The 17,039-nt window shown below is 61.3% G+C and carries 14 protein-coding genes; 3 read left to right on the top strand and 11 right to left on the bottom strand.

The window, feature by feature from the left end; translation table 11 throughout:
- Positions 1–4 precede the first annotated feature (4 nt).
- From AB4N98_RS07030 to AB4N98_RS07020, 3 genes are read left to right on the top strand one after another with little or no spacing between them, the layout of a single operon-like run.
- A complete protein-coding gene (locus AB4N98_RS07030; RefSeq protein WP_065877207.1) occupies positions 5–1,129 on the top strand; it encodes a GNAT family N-acetyltransferase in 1,125 nt (374 codons plus the stop codon).
- Positions 1,129–2,898, top strand: coding sequence for a sensor histidine kinase (locus AB4N98_RS07025; RefSeq protein ID WP_267864234.1), 1,770 nt, complete (start codon positions 1,129–1,131; stop codon positions 2,896–2,898). Before AB4N98_RS07030 ends, AB4N98_RS07025 begins: the two co-directional genes overlap by 1 nt.
- On the top strand, positions 2,888–4,288 hold the full coding sequence (locus AB4N98_RS07020) for a sigma-54-dependent transcriptional regulator (RefSeq protein ID WP_017526336.1): 1,401 nt from the start codon (positions 2,888–2,890) through the stop codon (positions 4,286–4,288). The genes AB4N98_RS07025 and AB4N98_RS07020 overlap by 11 nt, the downstream gene beginning before the upstream one ends.
- A 30-nt stretch (positions 4,289–4,318) precedes the next feature.
- Here the strand turns inward: AB4N98_RS07020 and AB4N98_RS07015 are convergent, their stop codons facing one another.
- The 11 genes from AB4N98_RS07015 to AB4N98_RS06965 all read right to left on the bottom strand — a co-directional run bounded on the left by AB4N98_RS07015 (position 4,319) and on the right by AB4N98_RS06965 (position 16,749).
- A complete protein-coding gene (locus tag AB4N98_RS07015) occupies positions 4,319–4,657 on the bottom strand; it encodes a GlpM family protein (RefSeq protein WP_017526337.1) in 339 nt (112 codons plus the stop codon).
- Positions 4,657–5,937, bottom strand: a complete 1,281-nt coding sequence (gene aauR, locus AB4N98_RS07010) for a two-component response regulator AauR (protein WP_241665002.1) — start codon at positions 5,935–5,937, stop codon at positions 4,657–4,659. Before aauR ends, AB4N98_RS07015 begins: the two co-directional genes overlap by 1 nt.
- A gap of 53 nt (positions 5,938–5,990) precedes the next feature.
- Entirely contained in the window at positions 5,991–7,892 is a 1,902-nt protein-coding gene (gene aauS, locus AB4N98_RS07005; RefSeq protein WP_116078364.1) for a two-component sensor histidine kinase AauS, read from the bottom strand.
- A gap of 169 nt (positions 7,893–8,061) precedes the next feature.
- Positions 8,062–8,796 (bottom strand): amino acid ABC transporter ATP-binding protein, encoded by a 735-nt coding sequence (locus AB4N98_RS07000; RefSeq protein ID WP_017526340.1) that lies wholly within the window; start codon positions 8,794–8,796, stop codon positions 8,062–8,064.
- Positions 8,793–9,464, bottom strand: a complete 672-nt coding sequence (locus AB4N98_RS06995) for an amino acid ABC transporter permease (RefSeq protein ID WP_017526341.1) — start codon at positions 9,462–9,464, stop codon at positions 8,793–8,795. The genes AB4N98_RS07000 and AB4N98_RS06995 overlap by 4 nt, the downstream gene beginning before the upstream one ends.
- A complete protein-coding gene (locus AB4N98_RS06990; protein WP_017526342.1) occupies positions 9,464–10,210 on the bottom strand; it encodes an amino acid ABC transporter permease in 747 nt (248 codons plus the stop codon). Before AB4N98_RS06990 ends, AB4N98_RS06995 begins: the two co-directional genes overlap by 1 nt.
- 193 nt (positions 10,211–10,403) lie before the next feature.
- Positions 10,404–11,330, bottom strand: a complete 927-nt coding sequence (locus tag AB4N98_RS06985; RefSeq protein ID WP_065877204.1) for a glutamate/aspartate ABC transporter substrate-binding protein — start codon at positions 11,328–11,330, stop codon at positions 10,404–10,406.
- A gap of 314 nt (positions 11,331–11,644) precedes the next feature.
- Positions 11,645–13,183, bottom strand: coding sequence for a glycerol-3-phosphate dehydrogenase (gene glpD, locus AB4N98_RS06980; RefSeq protein ID WP_065877203.1), 1,539 nt, complete (start codon positions 13,181–13,183; stop codon positions 11,645–11,647).
- A gap of 276 nt (positions 13,184–13,459) precedes the next feature.
- Positions 13,460–14,215 (bottom strand): DeoR/GlpR family transcriptional regulator, encoded by a 756-nt coding sequence (locus AB4N98_RS06975; protein ID WP_017526345.1) that lies wholly within the window; start codon positions 14,213–14,215, stop codon positions 13,460–13,462.
- Positions 14,216–14,310: 95 nt separating this feature from the next.
- A complete protein-coding gene (gene glpK / locus AB4N98_RS06970) occupies positions 14,311–15,816 on the bottom strand; it encodes a glycerol kinase GlpK (RefSeq protein WP_460149329.1) in 1,506 nt (501 codons plus the stop codon).
- Positions 15,817–15,894: 78 nt separating this feature from the next.
- Positions 15,895–16,749, bottom strand: coding sequence for an MIP/aquaporin family protein (locus tag AB4N98_RS06965; RefSeq protein ID WP_017526347.1), 855 nt, complete (start codon positions 16,747–16,749; stop codon positions 15,895–15,897).
- Positions 16,750–17,039 lie beyond the last annotated feature (290 nt).

The raw sequence follows: 17,039 nt of genomic DNA, 5'->3' as shown, positions 1-17,039 counted from the left end.
ATACGTGATCACCACCCAAGCCTTCCCGACCATCCGGGCCCTCCAGCGCAGTGCCTGGAACGATTGCTTCCCGGGTGCCCTGGAGGACTGGGACTATTACGTCGCCGTGGAAAACGCCGCCATCGAGGATTTCCAATGGCGTTACCTGGCGGTTTACCAAGACGGGACCCTGGTGGCGGTCGCGCCCGCGTTCATCACGCATTACCGCCTCGACACCACGGTGTCCGGCGCCGGCAAGCGCTTGACCGACCGCCTGGAGCGCCTGTGGCCGGGTGTTTTGCAATTGGGGCTGTACGCCATCGGCTCGCCGGTGGCCGAGCGCTGCGATGCCGGGTTCGCCAGCCACGTGCCCGCGGCGCGGCGTGCGCTGTTGCTCCGGCATGTGCTGGAGGCCGCGCGCCACGATGCCGATGACTTCGGTATCGGCCTGCTGGCGGTCAAGGACGCGCCGAGCAACGACCCGCACTGGGTCGACAGTTGCCGTGCCAACGGTTTCCAGACGATGCCGAGTTTGCCCACGGGCGTATTGCCGTTGCCCTATGGTTCGGTGGACGCCTACCTCGGCTCGCTGGGCAAATCCACACGCAAGGACCTGCGCCGCAAACTGCGCGCGCCCGGCCCACGGGTAGAGTGGCGGCGCACTATCGACGATGTGCTGCCCGAGGTCATGCGCCTGTACGAAGCCACCCTGAGCCGCGCCGAGTTGCAGTTCGAACGCTTGCCCGCCAGCTATTTCACCGGCGTGCTTGAGCGCCTTGGGTCGCGCGCGGTGTGTGCGCTTTACTGGGTGGATGAGCACTTGGTGGCGTTCAACCTGATGCTGGTGGACGAACAGCGGCTGGTCGACAAGTTTTTCGGGCATGACGTGGAGGCCACTCGCGACTACAACCTGTACTTGCGCAGTTGGCTGACCAACGTCGACTACTGTATTCAACACAATATTGCGCTGTACGAGTGCGGCCAGGCCGGGTATGCCAGTAAGCTGCGCCTGGGCTGCGGGTTCCGGGGCAACAGCTTGTTCTTTCGCCATCGCAACCGGCTGGTCAACGGCCTGCTCAAGCTTGTAAAACTGTTCATTCGACCGGATCGTTCCGACCCTGCCATGGCTGCTGCGATAAGCGAAACCTGATGATCACCAAGACCCGCCAGAAAGCCCGCCCTTTTGCCATTTCGCGCTGGAGTGTCCAGCGCAAGCTGGTGCTGGCGTTCTGGTTGGTGAGTGTGGTTCCCACCATGATCGCGGCGGAGCTGGCCGCCACTACGCTGTCGCAGATCTTCGACAGTAACGTGCGCATCTGGCTGCAGGAGTCGACCAAGATCGTCAAGGACGAGATCGGCGACATCCTTCACGACAACGCGCGCATGGCCAAGCTGTTCTTGCGCTACACCAGTGCGCCGGATAACCGCCAAGCCGTCCGGCACGACCGGCTGACGGCCGACATTGCCGATGCCACGGATATCGACGTGGTGGCGCTGATTCGCGCCAGTGATCACAAAGTGGTCTTTACCACCGCCGCCGATGACATCGTGCAGCAGATCAGCCTGGCCAAGAACACGGTGCTGCAAACGGTCAAGGTGGGCGGGGCCACCACCGGTATTGTGGTCTCCACCTTCGAGACCAGCCGGGACGGCGTCGACTATCTGTTGCTGGTCGGTACCTACCTGGACAGCAGTTTCCTCACCAGTGTTGCCGATGTGCATTCCCTCGACCTGCGCCTGTACCTGGCCAACCCGGACGGGTTCACGGAAATCTTTTCGACCCAGCGCTTCGAGGACCACCCCGCGCGCATCCCCAAGAATGTCGAAACCGCCATGCGCGCCACGCGCCAGCCCAGCGAGCAGTTCACCAATAACTACAGCGGCTTGTACTGGCCGATCTTCAACGATGCCGGCGACTTGCAAGGCGTGATCTTCAGCGGCCTGCTGCGCCACAGCAGCCTGGTGGGGCTGGTCAACCAGAGCAACCTGTTCGTGCTGATTTTCCTGGTCAGCTCGGCGCTGTCGCTGGCGGCGGGGGTGCTGGTGTCGCGACGCCTGACCCGGCCTTTGCGAGATTTGTCCCAAGGCGTGGGGGCGGTGATCTCCGGCAACTACACGCACCGCGTGGCGGTCAGCGGCGGCGACGAGCTGGCGCAATTGAGCAGCACCTTCAACCATATGACCGAGCGCCTGGGGGAGTTGCATTACCTCGAAGCCCAACTGCGCCGACGTGACCGCCTGCATGCGCTGGGTGAAGTCGCCATGGGCCTGGCCCACGAAATCCGCAACCCCCTGGGCATCATCAAGACCGCCACCCAGTTGTTGCACCGCCGCGCCGACCTGCCGGACACCGACAAACGCCACCTGGAATATGTGGTCAGCGAAGTCAGCCGCATCAACGACCTGATCACCGAATTCCTCGATTTCGCCAAGCCCAACCCACCCTTGCGCGTGGTGCAGCCGGCGCGCCCGCTGGTGGAGGAGATCCTCGGCTTCTGTGCGCCGGAGCTGGCGACGCATAACATCGATGCGCAGGTCGACGACCAGGCGCCGGGGGCGATGATGTATGCCGACGCCAAGCAACTCAAACAGGCCTGCCTCAACCTGATTCTCAACGCGATTGATGCGATGCCCGATGGCGGGCGCCTGACGGTGGGGATTCGTACGGTCGGCGACAACACGGTCATCAGCATTGCCGATTCCGGCCAGGGCATTGCGCCCGACATGATCGAGCGCATCTTCACGCCCTTCGTCACCACCAAGGCCTCGGGCACGGGGTTGGGGCTGGCCAAGGTCTATTCGATCATGGAAAGTCACGACGGCAGCATCGAATGCACCAGCGAGAAAGATGCCGGCGCCACGTTCAGCCTGTGCATTCCGGCGATGGGCGAAGACGACGAGGACACACATGACGCATAACATTCTGGTAGTCGATGACGAACCCAAGCTGTGCGACCTGCTGGCATCGGCCCTGGGCCAGAACGGCATCCAGGTGTTTATCGCCGGCAACGGCCTGCACGCGCTCAAGGTGCTGGAGCAGGAAGCCATCGACCTGGTGATCAGCGACTGGCGCATGCCAGGCATGGACGGCCCGGCGCTGCTGGCCGAGATCAAAGTGCGCTACCCCCATGTGCCGGTGATCGTGATGACCGCCTACAGCACCGTCAAGAACGCCGTGCAGTCGATGCGTAACGGCGCCTATGACTACATCGCCAAGCCGTTCGATATCGACGAGCTGGACATCACCGTGGCCAAGGCCCTGCAATTTCGCGACATCCTGCGCGACAACGCCCGCCTGCGCGCCGAATTGGACGAACACGCACAGTTCGACAGCCTGGTGGGCGATAGCCCGGCGTTTCGCAAGGTGCTGCACGCGGTGGACTCGGTGCGCGACAGCAGCGCCACCATCTTGCTGACCGGCGAAAGCGGCACCGGCAAGGAAATGGTCGCCCGGGCTATCCATAAGCATGGCTGCCGCGCCGACCAGCCCTTTGTCGCCGTCAACTGCGCGGCGATCCCCGAAGGCCTGCTGGAAAGCGAGATGTTCGGCCATCGCAAGGGCGCGTTTACCGGCGCCGTGGCTGATCGGGTAGGGCGCTTTATGCAGGCCGACAAGGGCACGCTGTTTCTTGACGAGGTCGGTGACATGCCACTGGCGTTGCAAGCCAAGATCCTGCGTGCCTTGCAGGAGCGAGTGATCGAGCCGGTGGGCGACCCGCGCGAGCGCAAGGTGGATGTGCGGGTGATCGCCGCCACCAACAAGAATTTGCTGGATGCGGTGGCCAACAAGGAGTTTCGCGAAGACCTGTATTACCGCCTCAATGTGTTCCCGATCCCATTGCCGGCCTTGCGCGAACGCGTGGAAGACATCGCGCCGCTGGCCCGGCATTTCGCCCAGACCCTCAGCGCCACCGCCGGCAAACGCATCACCGGTTTCAGCGCCGAGGCGTTGCAGGCCATGGCGGCGTACCACTGGCCGGGCAATATCCGCGAGCTGCAAAACTGCGTGGAACGCGCAACCATTGTGGCGGCATCACCGCTCATCGAGGATATCGACTTGCCGGGTTACCTGTTTGCATCCAAGCCGAGCGGGGCGGGCGGTGTTGCGGCGGTGTTGAGCGACGGGCCGGGGATCCCCCAAGACCTGGACGCGGCGCTGGCGGAGGTGGAGAAGGCCTATATTCTGGCGGCATTGCACGAGAGCAACGGCGTGCAGGCCGCGGCGGCGGCGAAGATCGGAATTTCGGAGAGGAGCTTCTGGTATCGCTTGAAAAAGCTCGGTATCCAGGTGGACAAGATCGTTCGCTGACATAACCGGGATAGCAATGTGGGAGTTGGGTCAGGTATGGACGCGTACCCAGATACTCACCAGGATCGTTGCGGCCATCAGCCACGCAACGGCTGCGACCGCTAAAGAGGCCTCCAGCCGCATTCGGTCCACCATCACATACAGCGTCGCCAGGTATACGAAGTACGGAATGATCGACCACATCCCAAACAGGATGGTGGTCTTCAGGTCTTCCACCGAACGGCCCTTGCCGACGATGTAATGGGCGATCAGCGCAAAGGTGGGAAACAGCGGCACCAACCCCGCGATGTAGTAGTTCCGGGTTTTGGCCAGTGCGGCCAGGATCAGCACCACCGCCGCGCCAAGGGCGGCTTTCAAAAACAGATCCATCAGTGACTCAACCCATATTTTTTGACTTTGTCGAACAGGGTGGTCTTGGCCATCCCCAGCTCCTGGCTGGCTTGGGTCAAGTTGCCGCCGCTGCGTTGCAGGGCGTCGCTGAGCAGGTTGCGTTCGAAGGCTTCCACCGCTTCGGTAAAGGCCAGGCCGTGGCCGGTGCTGCCGGCGCCGCTTTTTTTGAAAGCGGGCAGGCCCAGGGCGAAACGCTCGGCGACGTTGCGCAGTTCACGCACATTGCCGGGCCAGTCGTGGCTCATCAGGCTGGACAGGGTCTGGTTGTCCAGCTCCGGCGCGGTGCGGTCGAAGCGCAGGGATGACTGCTGCAGGAAGTGTTCGAACAGCTGCAGGATATCTTCGCGGCGTTCGCGCAGCGGCGGCAGTTCCAGGGTTACCACGTTGAGGCGGTAGTACAGGTCGCTGCGGAACTGGCTGGCGCGGCTCAGCTCGTCGAGGTCGGACTTGGTGGCGGCGATCACCCGGCAATCCACCGCCACGCTCTGGTTGGAGCCCAGGCGTTCCAAGGTGCGTTCCTGCAACACCCGCAGCAATTTGATCTGCAGGTTGATCGGCATGCTTTCCACTTCATCAAGGAACAGCGTGCCTTCGTGGGCGTGTTCGATCTTGCCGATACGCCGCTTGCCCGCGCCGGTGAAGGCGTTGGCTTCGTGGCCGAAAATCTCGCTTTCGAAGAGGTTCTCCGGCAGGCCGCCGCAGTTGAGTGCAACGAACTGGTGGGCATGGCGCCGACTGAAATCATGCAAGCAACGGGCGACCAGTTCCTTGCCGGTGCCGGTCTCACCTTCGATCAGCACGTTGGCCGAGGTGTCGGCGACGTTGGCGATCAGTTCGCGCAGGTTCTGCATGGCCGGGGAGCGGCCGATGATGCGGCCTTCGAGGGAGTCGCGCTCGGCCAACTGGCGGCGCAGCGACCAGACTTCCCGCGCCAGCCCGCGTTGTTCCAGGGCGCGGCGGGCGACGTCGACCAGGCGTTCGGGGGAGAAGGGTTTTTCCATGAAATCGTAGGCGCCGTTGCGCATGGCGCCAACGGCCATGGAGATATCGCCATGCCCGGTGATCAACACCACCGGCAGGCTTTTATCCAGGGCCTTGAGGCGGGTGAGCAGTTCCAGGCCATCGATGCCCGGCAGGCGAATGTCGCTGATCACGATGCCCGCGAAGTTCTCGCCGACGCGTTTGAGCGCCTCTTCGGCGCTGCCCACGCCCACGCTGGGGATATCTTCCAGTGCCAGGGCCTGCTGGCAGCCGAGCAGCACATGGGGGTCGTCTTCGACGATCAGCACGGTGAGGTCTTGAGGATCAATATTCATGTCGACTCAGCTGGTTGAGCGCCCGCCAATGGCAGGCTCAGGACAAAGGCAGTACCACCACTGGCCGGGTGTTCCACGGCAAGGTTACCGCCGGTGGCCGCCGCAAGGCTGGCGGACAGCGTAAGGCCCAGGCCCAGGCCTTGCTCGCCGGGCTTGGTGGTGAAGAACGGTTCGAACAAATGCTTGCGCGCTTCGGGGGGGATGCCGTGGCCGTTGTCGCGCACATGCAGGCGGTATTTGCCCTCGCTGCTGCTGCCCTCCAGCCACAGTTCGGGCGCCGGTTGCGCCTGCATGGCGTCGAGGGCGTTGCCGATCAGGTTGACCAGGATCTGCTCCAGACGCGTCTGGTCAATCTGCAATTGGGCGTTGGCGAAGTCGCGGTGCAGGGTCAGCGGCAGGCCGTCCAAGCGCGCGCCGAGCACCTGGAACGCGGCATCCACCGCTTTGGCGAGGCTGGCCTCGCCCTGGTCGTCACCGCGCCGGGCAAAGGAGCGCAGGCTGGCGGTGATGCGGCCCATGCGGTCGATCAGTTCGTTGATGGTCTTGAGGTTCGCGGTGGCCGTGTCCAGAGCGCCGCGCTCGAGGAAACGCACGGTGTTTCCGGACAAGGTGCGCAGCGCGGCCAACGGCTGGTTCAGCTCATGGGCGATGCTGGTGGACATCTGGCCGATGGCTGCGAGCTTGCCGGCCTGCACCAGTTCGTCCTGGGCGCGGCGCAGGGTTTCTTCGGCCTGGCGCCGTTCGCGTATCTGGCCCTTGAGCCGTTCGTTGCTGGCGCGCAGGTCGGCGGTGCGTTCGGTAATCCGTCGCTCCAGTTGGCTGTTGGCTTCCTGCAGGGCTTCGCGCGCGGCGAGACGGGTGGCGATGACTTTGCGCCGCTCGTTCCAGGCGATCAGCAACAACGCCACCAGGCCGAACGCCACGGCCACCAGGATGCCCTGGTTGATGGCCGCGCGGCGCAGCTCGTTGAGCGGGGTGAGCAGGGTGAAATTCCACGGTGTGTCGTTGAGCGGGCGGGTTTGCGCCAGGTAGCTGACGGCTTGCTCGTCGTTGACCACTTCGCTGTTGGCCGGGAAGGTCAGTTTCTCGGTGCCTTCGTTGAGCCGCTCGCGGGCCAATGGCTCCAGTTCGTTCAACGTGGCCCAGTAATATTGCAGGCTGTGGGCCAGACGGTCCTTGGTCTCATCGCTCAGCGGTCGCACCGCCTTGAGCCGGCGGGCCGGGTCGCTGGAGAGGATGATGATGCCGTTCTCGTCGCTCACGAAGGCTTCGAGGCGCGCGCGCTGCCAGCGTTCTTCCAGGGCTTCGAGGCGCACTTTGACGACGGCGACGCCGATGATCTTGCCGTGTTCTTCCAGGCCATGGGCCAGGTAATAGCCAGGTTCGCCATTGGTGCTGCCAATGCCGTAAAAGCGTCCGGGCCTGCCGCGTACGGCGTTCTGGAAATAGGCGCGAAAGGACAGGTCTTCGCCCTGATAACTGTCGGCGTCGCGCCAGTTACTGGTGGCCAGTACGCGCCCGGTGGTGTCCATTACGTAGATGGCCCGGCTGCGGCTGCGCCGGTTCAGGCCTTCGAGGTAATCATTAACGGTTTGCCGGGTTTCCTGGTTGGGGTCGGCCAGTAGCGTGGAGACGCTGGACTCCAATTCCAACAGGCTGGGCAGGTAGGTGTATTTGCTGATTTCGCTCTCGACGGTGCGGGCATGCAGCTCCAACTGGCGTTCGCCATTGTCGCTGAGGGCGCGGATGCCGTAGTACTCGCTGACGCAGAAGCCGATATAACCCAGGCCGATCATCAGCGCGATGATCAACGGCGGCAGGAACAGTTGGCGGATCAGACGAGGTTTCACGGCAAGTGATGGCGGTGCGGCGCGAAATTGGTTGGGGTCGCATTTCATCACAGATGCCTTGGGTCAACCAGAGCTGCCATCCTGCGCGGTCCAGTGTGGGAGGGGGGCTTGCCCCCGATAGCAGTGTGTCAGTCGCAACATCTGTTACTGATCCACCGCTATCGGGGGCAAGCCCCCTCCCACATTGGCCCTGTTTCGGCAGGGGGAAGCTGTGGGCTTAGTGCTGCAGGATTTTTTCAAGGAAGTGCTGCGCGCGCTCGGAGCGGGCGCTGATGTCGCCGAAGAACTCTTCTTTCGGGCAGTCTTCGATGATCTTGCCGGCGTCCATGAAGATCACGCGGTCGGCCACTTTGCGGGCAAAGCCCATTTCGTGGGTCACGCACATCATGGTCATGCCTTCCTGGGCCAGTTGCACCATCACGTCCAGTACTTCGTTGACCATTTCCGGGTCCAGGGCCGAGGTCGGTTCGTCGAACAGCATGACGATCGGGTCCATGGCCAGGGCGCGGGCGATAGCCACACGTTGCTGCTGGCCGCCGGAGAGCTGGCCAGGATGCTTGTGGGCGTGTGCCGAAAGGCCCACGCGCTCAAGCAGTTGCAGGCCTTTCTTGGTGGCTTCTTCCTTGCTGCGGCCAAGCACCTTGATCTGCGCGATGGTCAGGTTTTCAGTGATGGTCAGGTGCGGGAACAGTTCGAAGTGCTGGAACACCATGCCCACGCGTGAACGCAGTTTCGGCAGGTTGGTCTTCGGGTCGGCGATAGAGGTGCCGTCGACCACGATGTCGCCCTTCTGGAACGGTTCCAGCGCGTTGACGCACTTGATCAGGGTGGATTTGCCCGAACCCGACGGCCCGCACACCACGATCACTTCGCCTTTTTTGACATCAGTGCTGCAATCGGTCAGCACCTGGAAGTCGCCATACCACTTGTTGATGTTCTTGATAGAGATCATACGGCAAACCTTTTTTGCAGACGCTTGACCAGCAGCGAGGCGGAAAAGCTGATGATGAAGTAGACAACACCGGCGAAGATCAGGAACTCATTGGAACGGCCGATGATGTCGCCGTTGGAGCGGGCGGAGTTGAGGAAGTCCACCAGGCCCACGGTGTAGACCAGCGAGGTGTCCTGGAACAGGATGATGCTCTGTTGCAACAGCAATGGGGTCATCTTGCGGAACGCCTGGGGCAGGATGATCAGGCGCATGGTCTGGCCATAGGTCATGCCCATCGCCTGTGCCGCCGCCATCTGGCCCTTGGGGATCGACTGCACGCCGGCCCGCACGATTTCGCAGAAGTACGCGGCTTCGAACATCATGAAGGCCACGACGCAGGAGGTGAACGCACCGATCGGGGTATCTTCGCCGGTGATCCAGCGCAGCACGAACGGCACCGCCAGGTAGAACCAGGTGATCACCAGCAGCAGCGGGATCGAGCGGAAGTAGTTCACATAGGCGCCGGCCACGCGCGACAGCAGTTTGCTGGACGACAGGCGCATCAGGGCGAGGATCGTGCCCAGGATGATGCCGCCGACCACGCCCATGACCATCAGCTTCAAGGTCATGACCATGCCGTTCCACAGGCCTGGGATAGCGGGGATGATGCCGCTGAAATCGAATTCCATTATTTACCCCCCACGGAGATCAGGCCGGGCACCGCCACTTTCTTCTCGACCAGGCGCATCAGCAGCATCAGGCTCATGTTCAAGGTGAAGTAGATCAGCGTGGCCAGGGTGAAGGCTTCAAACAGGTTGGCCGAGAACTCGGCGGTCTGCTTGGTTTGCGCCAGCAATTCCATCAAGCCGATCAAGGACGCCACGGAGGAGTTCTTGAACACGTTGAGAAATTCCGAGGTGAGCGGCGGAATGATGATGCGGTAGGCCTGGGGCAGCAGCACGTTCCAGTAAATCTGCGGCAGCTTGAAGCCCATGGCGCGCGCGGCGGATTCCTGGCCGCGTGGCAGCGCCTGGATACCGGTACGCACTTGCTCGCACACGCGGGCGGCGGTGAAGAGGCCCAGGCACACGACGACGCTCAGGTAGGCCGAGGTGGTCGGGTTGAGGTCTTGTTTGTACCAGTCCTGCAGGTTCTGCGGCAGCAGGTCGGGTATCAGGAAATACCAGATGAACAGCTGAACCAGCAGCGGCACGTTGCGAAACAGTTCCACGTAGCAGGTCGCGATGCCCGATACGATGCGGTTTGGCACCGTGCGCATGACCCCCAGAATGGAGCCCAGCAGCAAGGCGATAATCCATGCCACGACGGCGATGGCGATGGTCCAGCCCAGCCCGGAGATGTACCAGTCGAGATAAGTCTCGCTGCCCACGCCGGTGGACTTGAAGAACACGCCCCAGTCCCAGTTGTAATTCATTAGGGTCTCCCCCGAAATCGATCGATGTACAAGCACCCGCTTGGGGAAAATCCGTTCCCACCCGGCGATGAACGCCAGGCACACACGATCGGCTCGAAAACCGCCAGGTCGAGTGTTCCAAGTTATAGCCAGCAGGTAGTAACAGACACCTGAGGGAGGGTTGGCTCCCTCAGGGGATAAGGTTAGTCAGGAATCAGATTTTTACGTCAGGCGCCGGCTTGTCGGTCGGGTTCTTGATCAGTTCCTTGACCTTGTCGCTCATCGGGAAGTTGAGGTTCAGGCCTTTTGGTGGGATCGCGCTTTCGAACCACTTGGCGTAGATCTTGTTGATCTCGCCGGACTTGTACAGGCCGGCGATGGCGTCGTCGACTGCCTTCTTGAAGGCCGGGTCGTCTTTGCGAACCATGCACGCATAGGCTTCGAAGGACTGTGGAGTACCGGTGATCACCCATTCATCCGGCTTCTTGGCCTTGGCTTCTTCACCCGCCAACAGCGCGTCATCCATCATGAACGCGACAGCGCGGCCGCTTTCGAGCATCTGGAAGGATTCGCCGTGGTCTTTGGCGGAGATGACGTTCATGCCCATCTGCTTGTCGGCGTTCATCGCCTTGATGATACGCTCGGACGTGGTACCGGCGGTGGTCACGACGTTCTTGCCTTTGAGGTCGGCGAAGTCGGCGTAGCTTGGCTTGCCGTCTTTATCTTTTTTGACCAGCAGACGGGTGCCGATTTCGAAGATGTTGGTGGTGAAGGCGACTTGTTGAGCGCGTTCAGCGTTGTTGGTGGTGGAACCGCACTCGATGTCGACAGTGCCGTTTTGAACCAACGGAATACGGGTCTGCGAGGTGACCAGGTTGTACTTGGCCTGCAGATCGGGTTTGTTCAGGTCTTTTTTCAGGGCTTCAACGATGGCCAGCTGAATGTCGTGGGAGTAGCCCACCGGTTTGCCCGAACCATCCGCGATGTAGGAAAACGGAATGGAACTGTCGCGGTGACCGAGGGTGATGGTGCCGGAGTCGTTGATTTTCTTCAGTGTGCCGGTGAGTTCGGCTGCAAAAACTGGAGTGCTGATCAGAGCGGCAGCGATAGCTGCGCCCAGGATATGGGGAACGATGCGCATCAATACTTCCTCGACATTTGTTTTTTTTATGAAGCCGGTTAAACGGCTCTGTTGTACAGCGAATGCCCGTGACGGCTCCTGAGGGGGTTCAGGCAATCGTCCAGAAGTGTAGAGCATGAGTCGTGCCAGGCCAGAAGTAAAAGGTTAAGCGGCTGATTTATATAATAATTATCTTTGTTTGGCGGAGGATTTATAACGCTTGAGTCCGGCAAACCGAATAGCCCTGGATATGGCGTTCGGAAAACCGAATGCCTGGCAGGTATAAAAAAAGCCCCTGGACCTCACGGTGCAGGGGCTTGGGGAGCGAGGGCCTGTCAGGCCGCCTGGGTCTTGCTGCGATTTTGCTCAACCTTGCACAGGTAGTGTTTCAGGTTGTCCTGTTCTTGCGGGGTGGTGAACAGGCCGAGCTTGGTTCGGCGCCACAACACGTCCTCGGCTTGGGTTGCCCATTCTTCGGTGCACAGGTAGTCGACTTCGCGGGTGTACAGGCCGCCCCCCAGGTGGTCGCCCAGATCGGCCAGCGACTGCACGCCCTCCAGCAGGCGCCAGGTGCGGCTGCCATAGGTGGTGGACCAGCGGCGCGCAATCTCGCTCGGCAACCAGTCGAATGTGTTGCCGATGGCATCGGCCAGGGCTTCTGGGGTGGCCATGTCTTCGCCGCCCGGCAGGCTGGCCTTGGCGGTCCAACTCGGGCGCATCTGGGTGAAATACGGGGCCAGTTGCGCCATGGCCGATTCGGCGAGCTTGCGATAGGTGGTCAGCTTGCCACCGAATACCGACAGGATCGGCGCTTCGCCCGTGCCGCCGGACAACGACAAGGTGTAGTCACGCGTGATGGCCGATGGGTTGTCTGACTCGTCGTTGCACAGCGGGCGTACGCCGGAGTAGGTGTGGACGATGTCGTCGCGACTCAGTTGCTTCTTGAAGTGCGCGTTGACCACATTGAGCATGTAGTCGGTTTCGCCTTCGGTAATCGCAACGGCGGCCGGGTCGCCGGTGTATTCGCGGTCGGTGGTACCGATGATGGTCAGGTGGTTCAGGTACGGAATGGTGAAGACGATGCGCTGGTCTTCGTTCTGCAGGATATGTGCGTGGGCGCCTTCGTACAGTTTAGGCACGATCAGGTGGCTGCCCTGGATCAGGCGGATGCCGTAGGGCGAGTCCAGCTTCAGGTCGTCCTTGATGAACTTGGCGACCCATGGGCCGGCGGCATTTACCAGCGCACGGGCGCGGATCGAGAACAGGCTGCCGTCCGCGCGTTCCATGTTCATGTCCCACATGCCGTTGCTGCGGTGTGCGCTGATGCAGCGGGTCTGGGTGTGAATGTGCGCGCCTTTTTCGCGGGCGGCCATGGCGTTGAGCACCACCAGGCGGGCGTCATCGACCCAGCAGTCGGAGTATTCGAAGCCTTTGGTGATTTCGCTTTTCAGCGGGCTGTCGGCGCCGAACTTGAGGCTTTTGGAGCCGGCGAGCTTTTCGCGCTTGCCCAAGTGGTCGTACAGGAACAGGCCGGCACGAATCATCCAGGCCGGACGCAGGTGCGGGCGGTGCGGCAATACAAAACGCATCTGCTTGACGATGTGCGGGGCCTTGGCCAGTAGCACTTCACGTTCGGCCAGGGCTTCGCGCACCAGGCGGAATTCGTAATGTTCCAGGTAGCGCAGGCCACCGTGGATCAGCTTGCTGCTGGCAGAGGAGGTATGGCTGGCCAGGTCGTCCTTTTCGCAAAGGAATACCGACAAACCGCGCCCGGCTGCGTCTGCTGCAATGCCGACGCCGTTGATTCCACCGCCGATAACGGCGACGTCATAGACTTCGGCAAGCGGTGGAGCAGGCAAGGTAGAGGGGTTCATCGGCTGGCCTCGCGATCTTTTTCGTATTGGAATTCGAACATGAATGTTCATTTGCGAAAATGGTAGCTGATAAACGCGGGCACAGCCAGCCGACTTCGATTGAAAAAACTCATCGAAGGGCGGGAAAAGGAAAATTTGTGAACATGAGCCTGGGGCGGGCTCAAGAAAAAGGGTGCAGGATAAATCGCTATCGGGAGCAAGCCCCCTCCCACATTGGACTGCGTTCACAGCTCAAAAGGCGGGAGGGGGCTTGCCCCGATGATGTCAGCGCAGACGCTAAACGACTTCCAGCCGAACTTTATGCTCATTGAGCAACTGCACCAACGCGGGCACCGGCTGCTGGTCAGTCACCAGGCAGTCCACCAGGCTGATCGGCCCCAGGCGAATCATGGCGTTGCGCCCGAATTTACTGGAGTCGGCGGCCAGGATCACCTGGCGCGCATTGGCAATGATCGCTTGGGAAACCCGCACTTCCTGATAATCGAAATCGAGCAGGCTGCCGTCTTCGTCGATACCGCTGATGCCAACCAGGGCGAAGTCGACCTTGAACTGGTTGATGAAGTCGACACTGGCCTGGCCCACCACGCCGCCGTCACGCCTTACGTTGCCGCCGGTGAGCAGCACGTCGAAGTCATCCTTGGCGCTGAGCATGGTGGCGACGTTGAGGTTGTTGGTGATGATTTTCAGGTGGTTGTGATTCAGCAACGCGCGGGCGATGGATTCGGTGGTGGTGCCGATGTTGATGAACAGCGAGGCGTGATCGGGGATTTGTGCGGCGATGGCTTCGCCGATGCGCTGTTTCTCATCGCGCATCTGGTCGGCACGCATGGCGTACGCGGTGTTTTCGACGCTGGAATCATAGGCTGCGCCGCCGTGGTAACGACGCAGCAGGTTGGCGTCCGCCAGTTGGTTGATATCGCGGCGGATGGTTTGCGGGGTGACAACGAATAGCTGCGCCATTTCCTCGATACTGACGTAGCCGCGTTCGCGTACCAGTTCGAGGATTTGTTGCTGGCGGGGAGGCAGATTCATGGGGCGTCCTTTGGGCTGCCATACAAAAGTGGCCCATGATGACGCAGGAATCGACTCCCTGCCAGTTACAACCCTAAGTGGATTTTGCCCTTGGCTTATTCGGCGCCTTCGTGCGGTTCCCAGTCGCGCGTGCGGCTGACCGCTTTTTGCCAGCCGGCGTAGAGTTTCTCTTTGGCGGCTTCGTCCAGTTGCGGTGCGAATTCGCGCTCGATCACGGCCTTGCCGCGCAATTCATCCAGGCTGCCCCAGAAGCCGCAGGCCAAACCGGCCAGGTAGGCGGCGCCGAGTGCGGTGGTTTCGCGCATTTGCGGGCGCTCGACCTGGGTGCCGAGGATGTCGGCCTGGAATTGCATCAGGAAGTTGTTGGCCACCGCGCCGCCGTCCACACGCAAGGCTTTGAGGCGTTCGCCGGAGTCCTGTTGCATGGCGTCGAGTACGTCGCGGGTCTGGTAGGCAATCGACTCCAGGGCTGCGCGAATAATGTGATCCACGCGTACGCCACGAGTAAGGCCGAACAGCGCGCCACGGGCATAGGGGTCCCAGTACGGAGCGCCCAGGCCGGTGAACGCCGGGACCAGGTACACGCCGTTGCTGTCCTTGACCTTGCCGGCAAAGTACTCGGTGTCGTGGGCGTCGTTGATGATCTTCAGCTCGTCGCGCAACCACTGCACGGTGGAGCCGCCGTTGAAGACCGCGCCTTCCAGGGCGTAGGCCACTTCGCCACGCGGACCGCAGGCGATGGTGGTGAGCATGCCGTGCTTGGATTTGACCGCTTTGTCGCCGGTGTTCATCAGCAGGAAGCAGCCGGTGCCGTAGGTGTTCTTGGCTTGGCCGGCTTCTACGCACATTTGGCCGAAGAGCGCCGCTTGCTGGTCACCGGCGATACCGCCGATGGCGATGCCGCTTTTGGTGCGGCCATAGATTTCCGAGGACGACTTAACTTGCGGCAGCATTTCGCGCGGAATGTCGAGGATCTCCAGCATCTTCGAATCCCATTCCAGCGTATGGATGTTGAAGAGCATGGTGCGCGAGGCGTTGGTGTAGTCGGTGACGTGGGTTTTGCCGCCGGTAAATTTCCAGATCAGCCAGCTGTCGACGGTGCCGAACAGCAACTCGCCGTTGCGCGCACGTTCGCGGCTGCCTTCGACGTTGTCGAGGATCCACTTGAGCTTGGTGCCGGAGAAGTACGGGTCGGTGACCAGGCCGGTGGTGTCGCTGATGTACTGCTCGTGGCCGTCGCGCTTGAGCTGCTGGCAGATCTCGGTGCTGCGGCGGCACTGCCAGACGATGGCGTTGTAGATCGGGCGGCCGGTGACCTTGTCCCAGACCACGGTGGTTTCACGCTGGTTGGTGATGCCGATGGCGGCGACCTGGTCATGGTGCAGGCCGGCCTGGGCCAAGGCTTCAACCATCACCGCGCTCTGGGTGGCAAAAATCTCCATGGGGTCGTGTTCGACCCAGCCCGCCTGTGGGTAATGCTGGGCGAATTCACGCTGGGCGGTGCACACCACGTTGGCGTTACGATCAAAGATGATCGCCCGGGAGCTGGTGGTGCCTTGGTCGAGAGCAATGATGTAGTTCTTATTCTGAAGGTCGGTCATGTCGATTGCCTTGCACGAAAATAAGGAAGTCAGAAATCAGCCTGGGCCTCAAAGGGCAGCAGGGCCAGGCTGGCGCTTTCAGGAAATACGGGTGTTGCCGTTGACAGCCGTGTCAGGTGTTTCAGCTATAGCAGGTGCGGCGTTCGGCAGGTGACGGGCGATCAGCCCGCGATAGGCCGCGGCGCCGAGGCATGCGCCCACGATAGGCGCGAAAACCGGCACCAGGAAGTAAGGAATATCGCGGCCACCAGTAAAGGCCATTTCACCCCAACCCGCGAAAAAGGTCATCAGCTTGGGCCCGAAATCCCGTGCGGGGTTCATCGCGAAGCCGGTCAGCGGGCCCATGGCACTGCCGATCACAGCAATCAACAGGCCAATCAGCAGTGGGGCCAGTGGGCCGCGTGGCAGGCCGTTGTTGTCATCGGTCAGGGCCATGATGACGCCCATCAGGATGGCGGTGATGACCATTTCCACCAGGAACGCCTGGGCGGTGCTCAGCAGTGCGTGAGGGTAGGTGGAGAACACCGACGCCAACTCCAGGCTGGCTTGTGTACCGCGCACCAGGTGGTGGGTTTGTTCGTAATCGAAAAACAGGTTGCTGTAGAGGGTGTACACCAAGGCGGCCGAGCAGAAGGCGCCGGCGATCTGGGCGAGGATGTAGAAGGGCAGTTTGCGCTTGTCGAAGTCGGCGAAGATGCACAGTGCAATACTGACGGCCGGGTTGAGGTGCGCCCCGGAAATGCCGGCGCTCAGGTAGATCGCCATGCTGACGCCGATGCCCCAGATGATGCTGATTTCCCACAAGCCAAAGCTGGCACCCGCGACCTTGAGCGCAGCGACACATCCGGTACCGAAGAAGATCAGCAGCGCAGTTCCGAGAAATTCGGCCATGCATTGGCTCGAAAGTGAAGGCTGTTGAAGAGCAGTTGTCATGGAAAACCTCAGTTGTTGTTCTTGTCTGGCGCACGGCCTCAACGGGCTGTTGCGCGATTTTCACCGTGACGAGGATCCCCATCCAAACCACGGCTTACTGCTCGAATGCTGCGGCTATACGTATGCAGTATTCGGAAACGAAAAAATATAGACAAGAATGACGGCTGTCAAAGGTCGAAAGTGAACTGTTGGTCACTTTCGAACTATTGGTTTGATGAATGATCACGCTTTACATGAGCCGGTGTAATGAGATAAATCGCCGCACTAGAGCGTTTTACGTGGGCTTGGCC

It is taken from the genome of Pseudomonas sp. S3_E10 (assembly GCF_054667615.1).
This window is presented reverse-complemented; position numbering and strand designations above follow the sequence as displayed.